Here is an 18,494-nt window from a genome sequence, read left to right on the forward strand (position 1 = left end):
CGGAGCTAAAAAGTTATAGGTAAGAAAGTAAGGCTTTAGAGATAGAGAATGACTAGTTAAAGGAAAAGCTCGGTTAAAATTCAAGCTTTGTTAAGTTCAAAAGGAAATAAAATAAAGAGATAAGCCAAGAAGTAAAAGGAATATAGGTGGTCAAATTGAGCGTAGAGGGTATGTGAAATGTTTGATACATTTACATAGTATGGCTGACATTCATGCATTGCCTAGGTGAAATATAAGCCGAGTTCTGTTTATGTAGCTATTTATCTGGAGTAAATGTTACCATTTACTTCGTGCGATTTACCCGAGTAGATATGAGAAAAACATAAAATCTACTTCTATTTAATCTTGCTCCTAGTGTTGGTTACTTGACTACCAATGTTGCCATTGTTATGGTGTGCTCTTACCACACCTTTTCACCCTTACCTAATAATATTTAGGCGGTAATTTTCTGTAGCCCTATAACTGGAGTTACCTCCGGCGGGCGTTACCCGTCACTACCTTTTCTTGGAGCTCGGACTTTCCTCTGCTGTGTTTATCACACAACAGCAGCTACTTATTGCACCTAGGAATTATACTTTAACATTAAAATCATAAAAGCAAAAGAAAATTTCCTAACAGTCTACATACTAAAAACATTCAGACAAATAGCTAAAGGTGATATTCCGGTACATCATCGCTATCCCAAGATAAGCTTTTTTCACTTTTAGACTCTAGCTCAGTCAGTCAAGATCCTGGTCCACCGCTTGAAGACGATGAGCTACTTCTTGACCGACTACTACTCTCCACCGATATACTGTTTAGCACTGTTTCAGATTGATCCATAGTTCGCATAGATATATGTCTCATTCTGTTATTAGCGATAAAAATTTCTTCATCGCTATTGCCACTTGAAGATGATCGCCTTCTATCATTGAAATTAGTTAGTTCTAACACAGGGGCAGAATTACGACCCTTAACATATTTGTATGTTATGAATCCTATAATTCCAGCAATACTTATTATCGCTCCAACCAAAGACCCACCTATCATTCCTGCCCTATTAGACTCTATAGCAAGCTGAGCGGGCTGTGGTGAAGGAGTAGTTTGAGGAAGTAAAGTTGTAGTGAACAGAGGAGTTGTTACCTTTGTTCCAGTATTTGATATAGTGGATACTGTTTGTATAGTTGCCTCTGAGTTTGTTGTTGTCACATTAGTTGGCATTGTAGTAATCATAGTCGCTTGTGAGGTCGCAATAGTTTCAGCTACTGTTGTTGGTTCTGATGACGTACTCATCTTAGTTGTTAATTCTGTTAAAGGCTTACTCATCGTAGTACTGCTTGCTGTAAAAGTTGACTCAACAGTCGCTGCTGTAGATTTTACAGTACTTGTCTCAGTTTCCGAAGGCACACTAGTTGACGTTGTAGCAACTGTGGTCGCTTGTGGAGTAGTAGTTGTTTTTGCTACTGTTGTTGGCCCCACTGTTACTGTACTTGTTTGAATTGTTGACTCTGTTGAAGGCCTACTCGTTGTAGAAGTAGGTGCAGTGGTAGTTGATGCTACTGTTGTTGACTCCACTGTTACTGTACTTGCCTGAGTTGTTGACTCTGTTGAAGATTTACTCATTGTGGAAGTTGGTACAATGATAGTTGATGCTTCTGTTGTTAATTTGGTAGTCTTTACAGTGTCGGTTTCTGTTGTGCTAGTAATTGCAGCAGTCGTCGTTTTCTTAGAAGTCACAACCGTCTCTGTAACAGTTATAGGAGCCACAGTACTGCTGGAAATAATACTAGGCATCAATTGGCCGTTAATGATATTAACAAAATCACTGAGAGCTTTGATACTGCTTGTCGGTATTATCGTTGCTTCAGAAGATTTTCCAGAGCTCTCTCTATTAAAAGTTATAATACTCTCTCCACTTACCGCAGTGACGATAAAACCTCCTTGGCCATTGTCTTTAACATACAATTGTTCTATAGGATCTTCACATTCACAAACAGTAAAATTTGATTTTGATCTACTTTTAACAAGATTTGCTAAATGTAATTTTTGCGTATTAGAAGATTGATCATTTTCAAGAAAAGCAATCTGATCATCGCCTTCAGTTCGTTTCACATACTGTAAAAAGTTTATTTTTCCTGGATTAGAGTTAATAGATGACACTATATCTAATTGACCGCTTTTATTACCAAGCAAAAAGTCATTAGCTCCCTTTCTATCTTTCAGATTCTGAACTACTTTAGCCACATCAAATTTAAAAATATTTGTTCTTACTTCTTGATTTTCAGTACTATTTTTTCTCACTTGCGAATAAAGAATCGTATTTTCATCTAGTACTAATTGCCCTGGATTATCAAATTTGAATAATTTTCTTTCTATAAGACCGTTTTTTTCACGCAAAACCTTAAATTTTCCATCCGTGTCTGATTGTAAATACCAAGAGACTAAAGCTTGATCCTTTAAGTTATGAGCGATTACAATGACATTACCGTTACCAACTTTTACTGCCTTTGGTAAAAAGTAACTATTGTCTTCATTTGCAAGATTATTTATATCAATGTTCTTGTATAATTTTACTTTTCCTACGTATTCAACTAAGGGAGCATTAGTTGAATGCTTGATTTCGTAAGTGTTGAATGTTAAGCCTTTGATGCACTTTCTTTCTTTGTTAGTTTCTTCTGTAGGAAAAATAACTCCAACTTTATCTACTTCAGCTGAATTTTCTATTAGTGTGGGAGATAATTGGCCCTTGAATTCATTTGCTACGTTGACACATGTATCACACTCGTATGTTTTCGATTGATATAATGGACTAATAAGTAACTTTACTCTACTGCTTCCATTGCCGTTATCTTGATAGCTGAGTCCATAAGTAACTCCATTTCCTTCAATCAACCCTACGTTTACTGGGTTAAAACCTATCGCTTCTTTAACTTTCAGTGTAGTTGTATTAACTCTAAATAATCTACTTAATATAGACATAATTATATTTAAAATTTTAATAAAACGCTATTATGATTATTTCTATATGTAACGTCAATAAAATTTTAACTAAAATTAAGAAATTAATACCTTTATAATCTGCAAAGCGAAATATGGAAAATGAGTAGCAGTAAAGAATTCACAAATTGAGTGCACCCACTCTACAGATATAATATTGTAGAGCTCAAAAAACCAACAATTGCAATTGTTAACTCTTCAAGTATAATTTGTTGAGATTTACACGAACCTTATTAGATGAAAGAGAAAGAAGAACAGTTTAGTTTTACATCAGACAACCTCAGAAAAGCGAAAAAGTCTATAGAGATGTATCCTAAAGGTAGAGAAGGTAGCGCTGTCATGCCTTTACTATATCTCGTACAAGAACAATGCGGATGGGTTCCTGAATCTGCCATGCGTTACGTTGCTGACATGCTTCATATTCCACATATTCGCGTGTATGAAGTGGCAAATTTTTATACTATGTATAATTTAAAGCCAGTGGGTAAATATTTGATACAAATTTGTAGGACAACTCCTTGCTGGTTATGCAATAGCGAAGAAGTGTTAAATAACTTTAAAAAGAAACTAGGAATCAATATCGGTGAAACTACTAAAGATAATCTATTTACTTTAAAGGAAGTTGAATGTCTTGGTGCATGCGTTAATGCCCCTGTGGTGCAGATCAATAATGACTTTTATGAAAATCTCACTCCTGAAAAAGTAGAAAATATTATAGCAGAACTTTCAAGCAAATAGATGAAAGAGAAATTTGCATTTCAGATAGCTAAACAATCAGGTCCTGCAAGAGTTGGTACAATTAAAACTCCAAATGGAAGTATAGAAACACCAGCATTTATATTTTGTGCAACCAAAGCTGTTATTAAAGCTGCAGATATCGAGAGAATCAGAGAAGCAGGTACTCAGATCATACTTTCCAACACTTATCACCTAATGCTTCAACCTGGAGAGAATACTGTGGCAAAACTTGGTGGCTTGCACAAGATGATGGGATGGAATGGACCAATGCTAACTGATTCTGGTGGATACCAGATATTTAGTTTAGGATACGGATCAGTTTCAGAAGAAATAAAGGGAATAAGACAGAAACAAAAAACTCTGATCAAAATTAATGAAGATGGGGCAATTTTTCGTTCTTACATAAATGGTAAAATTTATTGCTTAACTCCTGAAAAATCTATACAAATTCAACAAAAATTAGGCGCAGATTTAATCCTAGTTTTGGATGAATGCACTCCATTTCACGTCAGCAAGGAGTACACAAGGAAATCGATGCTCATGAGCCATAGATGGGCTGAACGTTCTTTAAATGAGTTTGAAAAAAATAATGATGGCAAACAGGCGCTGTATGGAATTAGCCAAGGTGGAGTGTATCAAGATTTGCGTAGAGAAAGTTGTGATTTTATCAATGATTTGCCATTTTTTGGTCAAGCAATAGGTGGATCACTTGGTCAAAGTAAAGAGCAGATGTATGATGTAGTTTCCTTTACTATGGAACATTTAAAAAAAGATAGGCCTACTCATTTGCTTGGTATTGGTGGAATTGTAGACATTTTTCGTGGAGTAGAGCTTGGAGTTGATACATTTGATTGCGTGCATCCAACTCGCCTCGCAAGACATGGTGGCGCGCTTGTTAAAGTAAAAAATAGAGATTCTATTTCTTCAAAGTGTAAAGAGCATATTAATTTGCGAAATCAACGATTCGAACTAGATGATAACCCAATTGAAAATGACTGTTTGTGCTTTACTTGCAGAAAACATTCAAGAGCCTATATACACCATTTACTGAAAGCTAAAGAGTTGCTGGCTTATACACTCGTTACCATTCACAATGTTTTCTTCATGAATAAGTTGATGGAATCAATAAGACAAGCAATATTGAATGATAGGCTAGATCAGGAAAAAAATAATTGGATTAGTGAAATACCGCTGCATTGTGAACTATATACCTAGTTCATATTTTGTACATGTGCGTTGCATTTTTTAATCTTCCTTAAAAACTTGACAGTACCGTATATATACGGGTATACTAGAAATATAATTTTGTGAGGCATTTATGGTTAAAAATAAAGAAAAACATCAAATAGCGTTTTGCGTTTCAGCCTTTACACTCTTAGCTGGTTTATCATTGATCGCAACTGGAGTTGCAGTAGGTACTGTATCTGCTATAGCTTCTTGTTTAGTGATAGGAGGAATTTTAACTGCCTTGTCTATTGTGCAATCAGTAGAAAGCTATTTATTTTTACAAAACAGCGAAAAAACTTTCAATAAAATGATTAGTGGTATATGCGATGAACCAGAAAGCAAACTTTTTATAGAAAGGATTTTGCAACCATTCATTGAACTTTTTAGTGAGCATAAGCAACATAACTAAAGTACACTAAGCATAGAAACCACTTTATCGTAACTTGGCAATGAATTAATTTCTCCAATCGCAGCTAAAGTAATTCTTTTATGCTGAGATAGCAATTCTTCTGCTGCTTTTTTTATATCGTAAATAGTAACAGCACTAATTTTTTCTATTAATTCGTTTTTACTGATGTATTTATTATAGTTGCCGTAATAGTATCCTAATGTTTCAGCACGAGAGCTAACACTTTCGCGTGACATTAAAATTTGGGATTTTACTCGCTCTTTTACTCTACTTACTTCTTCTTCCTTCAGATCGTCTGTGGACAATTTCTTTAGCTCTGTCGTTATGGATTTTAAAAGCTTATCTAGATTACTACTATCTGTACCGGCAAAAATGGAGAGCATTCCTGTATCAGCATAACTAGAGTTGAATGAGTAAATGGAGTAAGCAAGACCCTGCTTTTCTCTTACTTCCTGAAATAGGCGTGATGACATTCCGCTTCCCAGTATGGCATCAAGAACTTTGAATGTGTGATATCTATTATCATCACGAGAAACACTAGGTAGACCAATTAATAAATGTACTTGATCTAATTTACGATGTTCTAAATACTCACCACCGGTATAACTTGCATTCTCGCTTTTTTTCAGCTCTTTTGAATGAATCTTTGAGAGAAAGTCTTTGATTAATTGAACAACTTCCTCATGTTCAACATTTCCTGCAACAGCAAATATAATGTTCTCGCCAAAGTAATGCTCATTTATGTAGTTATCTAGATTAGCTCGAGTAAAAGATTTGACAGTATCTTGCGTACCCAAGATTGACCTACCAAATGGTTGATCTTTATAAGCTGCTTCAAAATACTTATCAAAAATGATATCGCTCGGTGAATCATTAGTTTGAAAAATCTCTTGTATTACAACACCCTTTTCGCGTTCCAATTCATCCTCTGGAAATGTAGAATTCATTAATATATCTATTAATATATCAATGCCAGTCTTTATATCTTTTTTAAGAACCTTTGCGTAATAACTGGTGCTTTCTCTACCGGTGCAGGCATTGAAGGCTCCACCTATATCGTCAAAAGCTTTTGCAATTTCAAAAGCAGTTCTTGTCTTTGTTCCTTTGAAAGCCATGTGCTCTAGGAAATGAGATATTCCATTTTGACTTGCACTTTCAGCTCTACTGCCAACACCAACTCGTATATTTAAAGCTACGGAATCAACTTCATGCACTCTCTCAGTTATTATGCGCAGACCATTATCTAGTTTTGTTACTTGTGGTATATTCATCTTATATATTCTTCTTTAAATTCTCTTCTACAAAATCCCAATTGATCAAATGATCAAGAAAAACTTTTATGTAGTCAATTCTGCGATTTTGGCAATCCAAATAGTATGCATGCTCCCATACATCCATAGTAAGTAGTGGCACCTGGCCATAAATTAGCGGTAGATCCGCATTTGGAGTTTTAGTGATTTTGAGTTTTCCTTTTTCAAGCACTAACCACACCCATCCACTACCAAATTGGCTTACTCCATAATTTGAAAATTCTTCACAAAATTTGTCAAAGCCACCAATATCATCTTGAATTTTTTTTGCTAGAAGACCATCATCTTTAGGTTTACCACCACCATTTTTTTTCATTGAATTCCAATAAAAAGTGTGATTCCAAACTTGTGCTACATTGTTAAAAATAGGAACTGTATTATTATTTCCATGAACTTTCGTTACTAATTCCTCAATTTCCATATGTTGATAATCTGTGTTTTCAACCAGTTCGTTGAGTTTATTTAAATATCCCTTATGGTGCTTATCATAATGAAAATTCAATGTATTTGCAGATATGTAAGGTTCTAAAGCTGCTTTATCATATGGCAACTCAGGTAAAGTAAAACTCATGCTGACCTCTTTATTTTCGATGGTATGTTAATATGTGCTTTTGCGCAACACATAATTTGTAAGATGTTTATTGCAGTTATTCTAAAATGAACTATACTGACAAGGTAATTATTTTTTATTTTTAGAGGGGTAATATGTCAAGTTTATTCAAGAATTTTAGTAGATATGCTAAGTTCGGAGATATTCCTAGAAAAAGCGTTGAAGGTAACGAAGTTCCACAAAATAGTTTCTATAAGTCCGTTTATTATATTAATAGTGTTATTGAGCCAGTGAAAAATGTAGCTTTTGGTAGTTTGAGGTGTCATTCTCTGACTTATCTTACTACTTATACATTAGCTAATATAGCCCTACAACCTTTATATCTAGCATTGGCGTATCTATCATATTGGCCGGCAAAAGGGTTAGCGAAAGTAACAGATGGTTGTGATCTTAAGTACAGTACAAAATCGTTGATAGATTATTCATCCATGTTGTCAGGTAAGGCACGTGTCCATAGTAGTGCATTAGCTCAGTTTGTTAACACAGTTTTGAGTTATGTTGTTAGTGCTGTTATTTGGGCTGCTGCGCTCGTTGTTACGCCACTCGTTTGGACTATTGATAAAGTAGCAAGTAAGTTTAGTGATGCAAACGCTGAAGGTGTTGGTAGTCCTTCTTTGTCAAAATAGATAGCCTACCAAGTGCATGTGAAACCATTGTATCTGTGTGGCAAAATAAAGTAGACGAGATAAAGACACCTATAGAAGCAAGAGGATGTCATGCAAGTAGCTGACACTGGCATCCCGATACAATGTTGAACACTTTTTTTTGCCTTTCGAGAGTAAGTTCTTTCAATCGAAACACTATATGTACGTTATCATCGTCAATTTCAATGCGTTGAACTAACTTTCTTATTATATCAAGTTTAGTTTCATAGTCTGCTTGATTAAGCTCTCTCAGAGGAAAAACTTTCTACACTGTTTGTGATAAAATCTAATTCTCTCTGTAGACTCTTTTCATCGATAGCTTCTTCCCTTTGATCTCTGATTCCTTTAACTCCTTTTCCATGCTCTCAACTTCTAAGTCATACTTTTCCTTCGTTATATGACCCCTTGCATATACATAAGCTAATTTTTCTATACCTTGTTCTATTTTACTTGCACGCTTTTCAAGTTAATCCTTTGCTTGCGTACTTTCATGTTTTACGAGTCTGAGCTGATATTCCTTAGTCATTGCCTCTGGTTCTTTGAGTACCATCTTCATTTCTTTCCATACTGCTTCTTCTAGTATATCAACTCGTATTGATTTGCTGTTACACACCGTATTCCCACCAAAACGAATTGATTTTTTCTTTCAGTCCTCGGAAAAATCTTACTTAGCTTAGCTATAGATGTTTACAAAAGAAATTCAAGTGAGTGAAGAAAGAAAAATTATTTTTGCAATACCGTAGGTACGCTCCACAATTATATTGAAGTTTTTATTGCACTCAAAACCTTCATTTTTCCTCATTTCTAGAATTATTAACGCATCATCATTTAACCAGCCTGAGTGAGCTAACTCGTCTAAAGTTGAGTTAACCAGATTGATATTATAAGGTGGGTCCATAAAAACTATATCGCACTTTGAAATAGGTCTTGGTAATCCGTTAGCATTGCAACAAATTAACGTGATATCGTTCGTAATTCCAAAATCTTCTGCTGTTTTTTTAGGCAGTTGCAAATTGTAATAATCTGAATCTACCATGAATACATGTTTAGCACCTCGAGAAAGTGCTTCAAATGAAAAAGAGCCACTTCCGCAGAATAAATCAAGTACATTTAGGTTATAAATAGGTTTTCTTGAAGAAAGTATACTAAATATTGCTTCTCGGACACTACTCATAGTGGGCCGTGCAGCTAAATTCTTGCCTGTAGTTATTTTTCTTCCACGATATTTACCCGCAATAACACGTAACATATAAAACAAGTTCGAAGTTAACTAATTATTTATAATACACATTTAATGTCAACATAGCTTCAGCAGTCTAATAGAAAGAAGTTTGCTTGTGGAGGAACGCAAGATCAATCGCTTTTCTTTGATTTATTTTCTATACTGATTGCACGACCAATCTCGTCTTGTAAATCATCATGGTTGTTTTTTTCATCATGACCCATCCCTTCAATTCTACTTTCTAACTCTAACTTAATTAAAGTATTGATTTTCTCTATACTATCGAGGAAATTGTGATACTCTTCATCACTATATTCCTCACCAGATGCTTTTTTTTCTATAAATAGATTTTTGAACCCTATTAGATCAGAACTCTGATCGGCATTCAACACAATATTTCTCTCTATAAAACTAAGATCTGATAGTAACAAACTAACCTCTAATAGATCTTCACTTTCAATGTTTGCAAGATTATCAAGATCGTCTAAAATAGAGAACATCTTAAGCTCCTTCTGTGCAATTTCTTTGTCTTCTTTGTCAAATTCTGACGATAGCCCTTTATCATCTATAAGTCTCTCATTCAGAGCTTTATTTAGCTTTGAAAGACTAACATCACCTTGCTTAGTGCTATCTAGTAACAAATCTACCCTCGCTCTGCGCGCATTTAAAACATCATTGTAATCGTTTAACTTGATATTACCATCTTCGTCTTGCTGAAGACCATAATAACTTAGCCCTTTGAAATTACGATTCTTCATCATTCTCTATGTTCTCATTCCTTTCATTATCTTGACGCTCTCTATCTTCTCCGGCACGTATAGCTTCTGTAGTGTTTTTTAGGGTTTCTGGTTCCGTACCTAATTTTCGATTTGATTGATTAGGCTTATTTTCTTTTGATGATTCATCTTCTTCTGGTTCTCTCTTGCGGCCAATAGTGTAGTCATGAAGCTTCTCAAGAAATTCCCGTCTATATGTTTTTGCTCTATAGAGTAGATTATGCTGGTAACCATCCTTTTCTCCTGTAGCAGGGTTAATTCCTATAGAGTCGAGACCATGTTCCCAAGTAAACTTCATAGCATCTTCTATTGTATAGCCCAAATGTGATCCTACATATCCTTTATAATATTCTAAATATTTATCAATTCTTCTATGTGCAATATCTTCTTTATCAATTCCAAACGCCCTGTAGATTTTTTCCTCAAGCTTATCAACATCATTTTTAGGTGATGTTGCAAATTTTGTTGCTTCAATAGTAGCACCTACAAGCTTACGTGGCACATTAATAGCATATTTCAGCACACCCCCAACTCCTGGTATTCTACCTAGCAAATTAGCTGTACCTCCAGCTAATCTGTCCGGTACATGAGTAGCCCAATTACCTAAAGACTCTAGCCCTCCACCAATTTTATCTTGCATCTGTTGTTTTAATCCCTGCATTAAACCAGTCACAGGTGATGCTTGATACATACTAGATATATTGTAAACACCAAACCCACCACCGGCAATGCTTGAGCCCATCTGTTGTACAAACTCCTTCAAAGAAAACATCAAAAACGAAAGCAAGAACAATACAAAGATCTCTCCTGCGTTGATTAAATAACCTCTCTGTATGTCTTGCACCCTTTGGTAATCACTATTTTCTTTATAATTTTTGCAATCCTCACAATCTTTACATTTCTGACAGTATTCACTGTTGGGATCCTTATATAAATCATAAAGTTTCAGTATTCTACAACCTTGTTTTTTTATCGCACTCCGCACTAAAGATCTTATTTCATTAATTATTTCCCTATAACTATTGCATTTATTTATATCTTGACAGTAGCGTTTTATTATTTCACTAACATCACCTATCCTTTTCTCTATATTGTTGATCAGTAATATAATGTCAGCCCTCTCTGATGCATGAGATAAACTATTTGTTAAGCGTACTAGATCTTTTGCACTACAGCCATTACTAACTATCATATCACTTTCCGCAATATAGTGGTCTGCTGGATTATCTTTAGTTCCAGGAATTGGATTAAAGAAAGGATAATCTATATAACGAAAACCTTTATTAATGTAATCTGGTGGAAGAGGGATATATCCAGCGCCACCAGTAAACTTTACTGTACCACCTATTCTGCTTAGTTTTTCTATACCTTCTATATTCTTATCTACGTTCAATGTAGAAGCCTCTCCAATAGCATAAGGTACAAAAATTTGCCCTGGAGTCCAGCTAAAGTATTCTTTATCAATTATACAAAAACCACCAAATACCCATTTTGGAGCACATAACTTTATTTCAAGCCATTTATTATAGCACACAGTAAAGCCTAACTGTTTATAAAAGGTATTCATTATCATCGCAGCAAGTAATGACAGCAGGGTAAATATCATAATTGATTGCAAACAGAAACTAATACAGAATTTTATCCAACCCTCAAATAGACTTTTCAGTGGTGAAAATAAAATAGAGATTAGGAATAGCGGCATTATAGCTACAAGAAAAGCTATACCCATAAAACCAGAAAGGAATATTATGTAAGCATACATACACAGCAGGAAATATAAGACAATCCCTATAAAAATTGCCGGTATCATAAGGAGACTTGCCCACATTTGATAATGTAAAAATGCTGCAAACTTTTTCCAAACAGAGTAAGCAAAAAACTTATTAAACATATCCTCCATGAAGCTAAACAATTTAGCTTCATTTCCTTGAGCAACGTTTGAATTACCTCCGGTGTTCATGTTGGGAGCAAAATTAGTAATTATGCTTATCAATTGTTCAAGACCTTTAACAAATAAAACAAGAAAATGATCATAGAAAAATCTAAAACTTCCAGGAGATATAAGCACTATTACTAGAGTGATTTTCATCATTCTGATGAGCATATCATGCTTAGTTTCTCTTATCATTCCAAAAAGATAAAGAAGCGATGAAATCACTATAAATAGAACAAGCAAGGAAAGAACAAAATTGTGAAAGCTCGTACTTTTTTCAGCTATATTTTCGAACATCGCCTGTGCAGCTGCAGGATCATTGCTATCAAAATGCTTTTTACAATTTTCGTTAATCAATAATACACATTTTAGATAGTTATAAATGTAATCAAAAAATCCAAAGTTACTTGGTTTCTGCACTCCGCTCAAAAATTCAAAAGAGTAGCCACCTGCATTATCTAGATAATATCTATCTAATATCTTTACATATATTTTCCATCCTTTTTCTAACCTCACCGTATTACAACTCCTGTCCTGTAATGTGGTGTTATCTCTGTCTAAAGTAAAAAGCCCACTTCCATCTTCCGCTACGGAATTGTAACCTAGATGTACAGTAGGAGACTCAGGGTTACGCATGGATTTTAAATTTTCGTTAGGACTAGAATCGCTAGGCCTTTTAAATAAAAGATAAGCACCATGGCCGTTAGTAAACCAACATGGAGCACCACGTGATACTGTATTTGCGCTATCATCTTCATTAATGCACTTGCACTTTACAGTGCAACTTTCTTTAGGCTTACTTGAAAATTTTTGTATGCTAGGTTTATAATCATTACAAACTAAGTGAAAGTCAGGCAGACTGTTGTCACCTTTCCCTCTTTCAAATTTGGTTGCATATTTTAACTGCTCCAAACTTTCCAAACTATAACTACTTTGAGATTTCTTCTTATTACTATTGCTCCAAGATGTCCATGCACCATTTACTCGTACTACTAAACTATCTCCATTGGTTTCAAGGCCGGTATCCTTCCACTTCACTACTTGATTAGGGTGAAAACCATAATTGATTTCTCCGGTTTCAGGATCAATAGGTTCTCCACTTTCACCTTCTGGAAAAAACGCATCATGACCGATTGGAAAATGAGCACCAATTGCAATGGGTTCAGGACCAAAATAATCAGCAGATATACATCTTGGAAAAGGCATATCATTCTTACTACAACCTGTAACCAGAACACAGATTACCAAAATTAATAACCTAAACCAACATTTGCCTAAGCGTGATTGCATACCTAAACTTTTTCCAATACAGAATAAATTTCTAAAACCTTACTTCAAATATCTTTTTAATTAGTTACTCCATATATCTCATCAATCTTCCTTGACTTGTCCTTTTGTTTTATCAGAATCCTTTTGCTTATCTGGCTGGCTTAGTGTTTCAGATTTGCTCATTTCTCTGCCAGCACTCCCTTTCCCATCTGCTTGCTTTGGTGTATCAGGCAATTTAGCTTCAATTTTGCTACGATCTTTACTCATTCCCTGCTTGATGTTATGTATCATATTTTGGGTTCTATCATCAAGGCCAACAGTTGACAGCATAGCTTGTGATGCGCTCCTAGAAATATGACTAACACTTTGAGCAACTCCATAACCAGAGCTGAACAACGCCTGCGCCATAGTTTCTGATATAGAAACAAAAGCTTCCATTGCACTAGCAATGATGAGATATATAAATGCCTGGATTAGATCTATAGGTAATGCTGCAAAGTGCCCACCAGCCCTTTCTCCAGTACTGAGCGCAACATCAACACTAGTACCAGGACTATACCCAAGAGGTAATATTGATTTCATAAGACACAGATCATACGATAAAAAATTTACACTAATTAAGCATTGATAGCATGCAGAAAAATTTGTGAGGTTGTATAGAACTGAATACATTAACTGGTTTAAAAGAGACAAGGATGAAAATAAAATGACTGGTTGCAATGAAACATGAGCCAGCGTTTTTATCCAATTATCAAATAATGTTTTAGTTTGTTGAAATAGAATAAATACGATAAATAAAGGTGCCAATGACAATAAAAATGCCACTAAAACAGTAGATATTACATACTTAAACGTAGCACTAATAATGCATCTTAAAAACACAAAAGTAGCATAAAGTATTGCCAAAAATGCAATAAAGCCAAAAGGTCCTGATAGCATTAAAGATAAAAATTTCAGCCATGTTTCTCCTGTAAATAATACTCCGGCTGTTAAATCTAAGAATGCAAATTTTTTACCTCCTTCTCCTATATAGCCAGAAAAACTATCAACTAAATAAATGCTACCCTCAACAAAAAGCCCAGACAAAGTTGTACCAAAGAATTCCCAACTTCTATCACTAAAAGCAAAAGCTATAAATGCTATTTTGAATATTCTTATAATAAAATCGAATTTACTTAATTGTATTGTTCCAAGCATATAGCCAACAACAGTAAATATAACGTATAGAATAAGCAAAGCTCTTATTCCTTGTAGAAGCCCCTTTCTATATCCTTCATATGGAATTTTAATTCCGTCTTCACTCCCGTCTGTTATGAAATCAAAAATCTTGTTTACAGTTGATGAAATAAAATCGTTTATTTTTCTTTTTAAAAATAAATTTACTGTGTATTTGTTATCTTCATAATATTTGCTATCTTTGTCCGTAATATCATCTTTCTCTACGTTTTCTACATTAATACCAAAATATATTTTCTTAGACTCTTCATTTACCAAATGACTTCCATCTATTATGTAATAGTCTACATTATCCTCTGTTATTTTATCCAACCTCTTTACTTTTTTGAAATCATTAGTCTTTCGAGCAGATGGATCCCTTGGCGGATTATCACCTAAGTACACATACAATTTTTTACCACCATCAAAGTTACATGATCTAGTTACTTCAACATGATATCCACCTCTATGAAGTTGGTAGTTGCCATTACTTGCTATAGCAAGCATCACACTACTACCAGGTGTTATACCTTTTATTTTATAATCATGATTTAATCTCAGAGAGTAATCTTCAAATTTATAATTAATCTGTGAACATACATTATCTCCTTTCGCACCTTTCTCATTTGGAAAACATTGAATACCTTTAGCAGTATCCTGATCATCAAAATCGCCAATTTTTGCAACAAGAGCTTCGGCCCAAGAAATATCTCCTCTGTCCTCTTTGAAGTTTAATTTAGAATTTGATATTAAATTAATGTCAATCTGCTTAGAATCCCTCTTATTTTCTTCAATCTTTTTTAGTTCATCCTCAATACGTTTAAGGTGAGAATACATGTCACATGTATTTCCTTTATCATACTTCTCATACCTTATAGAAGAGACGCAATTCTCCCCTATACCTTTTGCGTTGTAACATATATTCTGATAGTAACAATTAAGTTCATAAGAACTGTATTTGTTCAGCTCATTAAAATCACACCTTTTCCCATTACATAATTCATTCAGTCCTATTTTAGTTCGTCGTAGATCTAACAACGCACCATTTATCCATGAATTTTGAATATAATCCTTATTAAAATGTACCTTATTATCATATGGAGTGTAGCCATTGCCAACTAGCACTCTTCTTTTATTCATTTCTTCTTTATTCAGCGGCGGAAATTCTACTACAGTTCTTTTACCACTTTCTCCACAAAAGAACTTTCCTCCGTTTAGCATGTCTCTTATTGTAGCTCTATCTTTTTCATCCCCTTTTTCAGTTCTATAGCAATTATCATCAAAACTGATACCTTTTCCTTGTGGATTGTCATAATCAATCGTTATCTCTCTGGGAACTAAGCTAAAGCTTAACTTATCACCAGGATTTGCTTTAATTCCAGTATCTACATAACGTCTATTGCTATAGAATTCATTATTTCCAAAGCCTATATCCCCACATATTTCTCGTTCATCAAGACTAGCATTATCAGTTAACTTATTACTGTAATTTGGTATTAAATCATTAGCACAAAATACAGCGGGCACAAGTACTCTCTTTGGATTTTTCCCTTCTTTAAGAGGACAAAAATTTACTGACCCACCAAGAGTAAATTTGATTTTCTCATCCTTGCTAATTACTTGACCAGAATCAACCCAATGAATTTTAACTCCTTCGCCAGCTTCACGAACTGGAACATCTATACTGACACTAGTATTTCTGCTCTGCAGCCCAGGTTCAACACAATCCATTGTGCAGCCAGTAATTACAAGACATAGTATCAATAATAATGATTTTCTGCTCATCATTGATTTCCTGTGTTTGTCGGTATTTTAGGTGCTGATCTTTGAGCTGATTGTGGTATTTGAGGTCTTCGACTTGGTGTACCAGATTGCTGACCTGCTCTTCTTTGGATACTTTGTTCATCTAAACCTACTGTTCCCATTAAGCTTTGCTGATATTGCCTTCCTGGTTCGCTTGCCACATAAACACCAAACAACGAATCAGATATTGTTGAAGATGCCTCAACTAAAGCTTTCATAGCATGTCCCAAAATCACAAAAGCCATCATAGCGGTGATATTAGGTGCATGTTTGGAAGCATAACCATAAATAATACAAGGATTAAAAATCTTTAAGTTAAGATTAAGTATACATGTAGGACAGACCTCAAAATTAAAGACCGAATACACAATATAATCCATAACCTGGCTTATTAATGATATAAAAATTAAAAGCACTACCGGATGAATTGCAAATCTTGCTAAATTTTTGACCCAATTGTGAAACATCTGTCTAGTATATCCAAATAGAAGGCAAATAATAAAAAGAGGCGCCAAGGAAAGCAATAATGCAACTATTGCTATAGATGTGATAAAAGAAAATAAGGCGTTAAACATCGATAAGCTCACTGTTATCAAACCCCAAATCACCAAGCAAAACGATACAATACCCAAAGGACCGGAGAATATAAGAGATACTATTAGTAACACTGAGTGTGCTGATAAAAACCTATTGAGCGGTAAATCAAGAAATTCAAAAACATTTGATGTTGTACCTCTGAAATTTGCTATTTCTATTAACTGTTTTGGAGCATTAACAAAAATAGAAAATGCATTGTTATAAAAAAAACTCCAACTGTTATCGTTCAGCAATTGGGTAATAACTCCTATCTTTACACATATAATTAAAAATTCATATATAGAAGCATGAGACAATCCAAAAAAGTAATAAAGGGTGTATAAAACTATATATAATACTAATAACGACACTATTGTAGATCTGATGGTATTTGTTCTATTTGATGCTACAAAACTTTGATAAAGAGACTTCACAGGGCTAGTATCAGAGTGAATCGCGTTAGTGTCTTTGTAGCTAGAACCGAAAAATGCAGTTTTTACTTTTTCATCAAAAAAATTATATATCGCACTAAAAGTTCTTACAGGTGGCTCTTTAGTTGTAAGGTTAATACTAAACTGACCCTCATTTTTCTTATAATCACAGCCATGATCTCTTATTCCGTAATATATAGTGCCACTCTTGTCTTTTAGCTTTTCTTTTAATCTTTCCATATACTCAGTATTATGAACTTCACTGATATCCACGGGTATATCCCCCAGAATTTCACCAGGATTGTGCTCAGGAAACTTATCAGAAACATGTATATATAAGTTGTTTTTTAGACTATGGTTCTTCGTTACTCTTATATTGAAACCACCCTTGCCCTTACCATCACCTAAACTAAAAGTTAACTCTGGTTTTGGATGGTTACGATCTATCTTATGATCACAGTTAATACATATACCGCCTCCTGGAATGTGTTCAAATTCCTCATTATCCATGTGAACACGTAATAGTGTAATGTCAGTTTTTACCCGTTTTTCCTTTAATACGTTATCAATAATTTCAGCAATAACAGATTCACCTCTAGAATTTAAAGTATTGAATATCTCACCTTCTATACTATTGTATTCAATATATACGCAACCTTTTTCTCCGCTGCCGAAAGAAAATTTACATATACGTCCACAGAGTAAATTTAAAATGCGCGTATCTATCTTACTTGCACTGCTCTCTGAAAGCTTGCTACAGTCTACATTTTCCCCTTGCTGTTTTATAGAGTCGATGACATTTCTAATTTCCTCTCTTTCACTTTGATCTAATTCTGAAGACCAGTACTCTTTTCCATTTAACCATTGTGCATTGCCTATTTCATATTTATTAGGACATATTTCACCTTGACACTTCTCTTGATTTAAAACATGTGAAAAATACTCCTTTTCCCCTTCACTGCAATTTTCGTCAATTTTTTTGCAGGTGACCATGCCATTATTGTTTTTACACATTTTACTTCCAACAACACTAAAGCTTATCGCATCGCCAGCTTTAAGCGCAAACGGTAATGTAACGTTTCTTACTCCAGGTTCAATTGCAAAATCTTTATATTGCGAACAAAAATTAACCTTATTAGGTACTATATTAATCTCTGTTACTTTTATTTTATCCGAAATATAGACTCCAGAATCAACCCATTTCTGCTCTGTTGACACTATATCCAATTTCTCACGCAAGCCTGATGAATCTTCTGGCTTAATACACCCGCACCCAGATAATAAAAAGAGTATCACAAAACTTATGCATAGCTTAACCAAATTTTGGTTGCTCAAATGTTCAAACATCTGTTACT

General features: G+C 34.5%; 13 protein-coding genes and 1 other RNA gene. 4 read left to right on the forward strand and 10 right to left on the reverse strand.

Annotation, left to right across the window (positions count from 1 at the left end):
* Positions 1 to 217 precede the first annotated feature (217 nt).
* An RNA gene (gene rnpB / locus ABWU28_RS05690) (RNase P RNA component class A) lies at positions 218 to 566 on the reverse strand.
* Positions 567 to 723: 157 nt separating this feature from the next.
* Positions 724 to 2,958, reverse strand: a complete 2,235-nt coding sequence (locus tag ABWU28_RS05695; protein ID WP_353275123.1) for a hypothetical protein — start codon at positions 2,956 to 2,958, stop codon at positions 724 to 726.
* A gap of 255 nt (positions 2,959 to 3,213) precedes the next feature.
* Here ABWU28_RS05695 and nuoE point away from each other — a divergent pair, with 255 nt between their 5' ends.
* From nuoE to ABWU28_RS05710, 3 genes are all read left to right on the forward strand, one after another.
* Positions 3,214 to 3,714 (forward strand): NADH-quinone oxidoreductase subunit NuoE, encoded by a 501-nt coding sequence (gene nuoE / locus ABWU28_RS05700; RefSeq protein ID WP_353275124.1) that lies wholly within the window; start codon positions 3,214 to 3,216, stop codon positions 3,712 to 3,714.
* On the forward strand, positions 3,715 to 4,929 hold the full coding sequence (tgt, locus tag ABWU28_RS05705; RefSeq protein ID WP_353275125.1) for a tRNA guanosine(34) transglycosylase Tgt: 1,215 nt from the start codon (positions 3,715 to 3,717) through the stop codon (positions 4,927 to 4,929).
* A 103-nt stretch (positions 4,930 to 5,032) separates the two neighbouring features.
* Entirely contained in the window at positions 5,033 to 5,350 is a 318-nt protein-coding gene (locus tag ABWU28_RS05710; protein ID WP_353275126.1) for a hypothetical protein, read from the forward strand.
* On the opposite strand, the gene ABWU28_RS05715 is transcribed toward ABWU28_RS05710, so the two are convergent.
* Positions 5,347 to 6,621 (reverse strand): M16 family metallopeptidase, encoded by a 1,275-nt coding sequence (locus ABWU28_RS05715; RefSeq protein ID WP_353275127.1) that lies wholly within the window; start codon positions 6,619 to 6,621, stop codon positions 5,347 to 5,349. The two genes, ABWU28_RS05710 and ABWU28_RS05715, sit on opposite strands and share 4 nt — an antisense overlap.
* Position 6,622: 1 nt before the next feature.
* Complete coding sequence (locus ABWU28_RS05720) at positions 6,623 to 7,231, reverse strand: superoxide dismutase (protein ID WP_007302021.1); 609 nt, start codon at positions 7,229 to 7,231, stop codon at positions 6,623 to 6,625.
* A gap of 134 nt (positions 7,232 to 7,365) precedes the next feature.
* Between ABWU28_RS05720 and ABWU28_RS05725 the strand changes: the two genes are divergently transcribed.
* Positions 7,366 to 7,896 (forward strand): hypothetical protein, encoded by a 531-nt coding sequence (locus ABWU28_RS05725; RefSeq protein ID WP_214303240.1) that lies wholly within the window; start codon positions 7,366 to 7,368, stop codon positions 7,894 to 7,896.
* Positions 7,897 to 8,380: 484 nt separating this feature from the next.
* Here the strand turns inward: ABWU28_RS05725 and ABWU28_RS05730 are convergent, their stop codons facing one another.
* The 6 genes from ABWU28_RS05730 to ABWU28_RS05755 all read right to left on the reverse strand — a co-directional run bounded on the left by ABWU28_RS05730 (position 8,381) and on the right by ABWU28_RS05755 (position 18,486).
* Positions 8,381 to 8,527 carry a hypothetical protein gene (locus ABWU28_RS05730; RefSeq protein ID WP_164819305.1) on the reverse strand — a complete coding sequence of 49 codons (147 nt, stop codon included), beginning with the start codon at positions 8,525 to 8,527 and terminating at the stop codon, positions 8,381 to 8,383.
* Positions 8,528 to 8,614: 87 nt separating this feature from the next.
* Positions 8,615 to 9,163, reverse strand: coding sequence for a 16S rRNA (guanine(966)-N(2))-methyltransferase RsmD (rsmD, locus tag ABWU28_RS05735; RefSeq protein WP_353275128.1), 549 nt, complete (start codon positions 9,161 to 9,163; stop codon positions 8,615 to 8,617).
* Between the two features lie 104 nt (positions 9,164 to 9,267).
* Positions 9,268 to 9,897, reverse strand: coding sequence for a hypothetical protein (locus tag ABWU28_RS05740; RefSeq protein ID WP_012481862.1), 630 nt, complete (start codon positions 9,895 to 9,897; stop codon positions 9,268 to 9,270).
* Complete coding sequence (locus tag ABWU28_RS05745) at positions 9,881 to 13,135, reverse strand: type IV secretion system protein (protein WP_353275129.1); 3,255 nt, start codon at positions 13,133 to 13,135, stop codon at positions 9,881 to 9,883. The genes ABWU28_RS05740 and ABWU28_RS05745 overlap by 17 nt, the downstream gene beginning before the upstream one ends.
* 81 nt (positions 13,136 to 13,216) lie before the next feature.
* Positions 13,217 to 16,117, reverse strand: coding sequence for a type IV secretion system protein (locus ABWU28_RS05750; RefSeq protein WP_052264800.1), 2,901 nt, complete (start codon positions 16,115 to 16,117; stop codon positions 13,217 to 13,219).
* Positions 16,114 to 18,486 carry a type IV secretion system protein gene (locus ABWU28_RS05755; RefSeq protein ID WP_052264801.1) on the reverse strand — a complete coding sequence of 791 codons (2,373 nt, stop codon included), beginning with the start codon at positions 18,484 to 18,486 and terminating at the stop codon, positions 16,114 to 16,116. Before ABWU28_RS05755 ends, ABWU28_RS05750 begins: the two co-directional genes overlap by 4 nt.
* Between the last annotated feature and the right edge of the window lie 8 nt (positions 18,487 to 18,494).

The organism is Wolbachia endosymbiont (group B) of Pilophorus perplexus, assembly GCF_964028155.1.
Classification (GTDB): Bacteria; Pseudomonadota; Alphaproteobacteria; order Rickettsiales; family Anaplasmataceae; genus Wolbachia.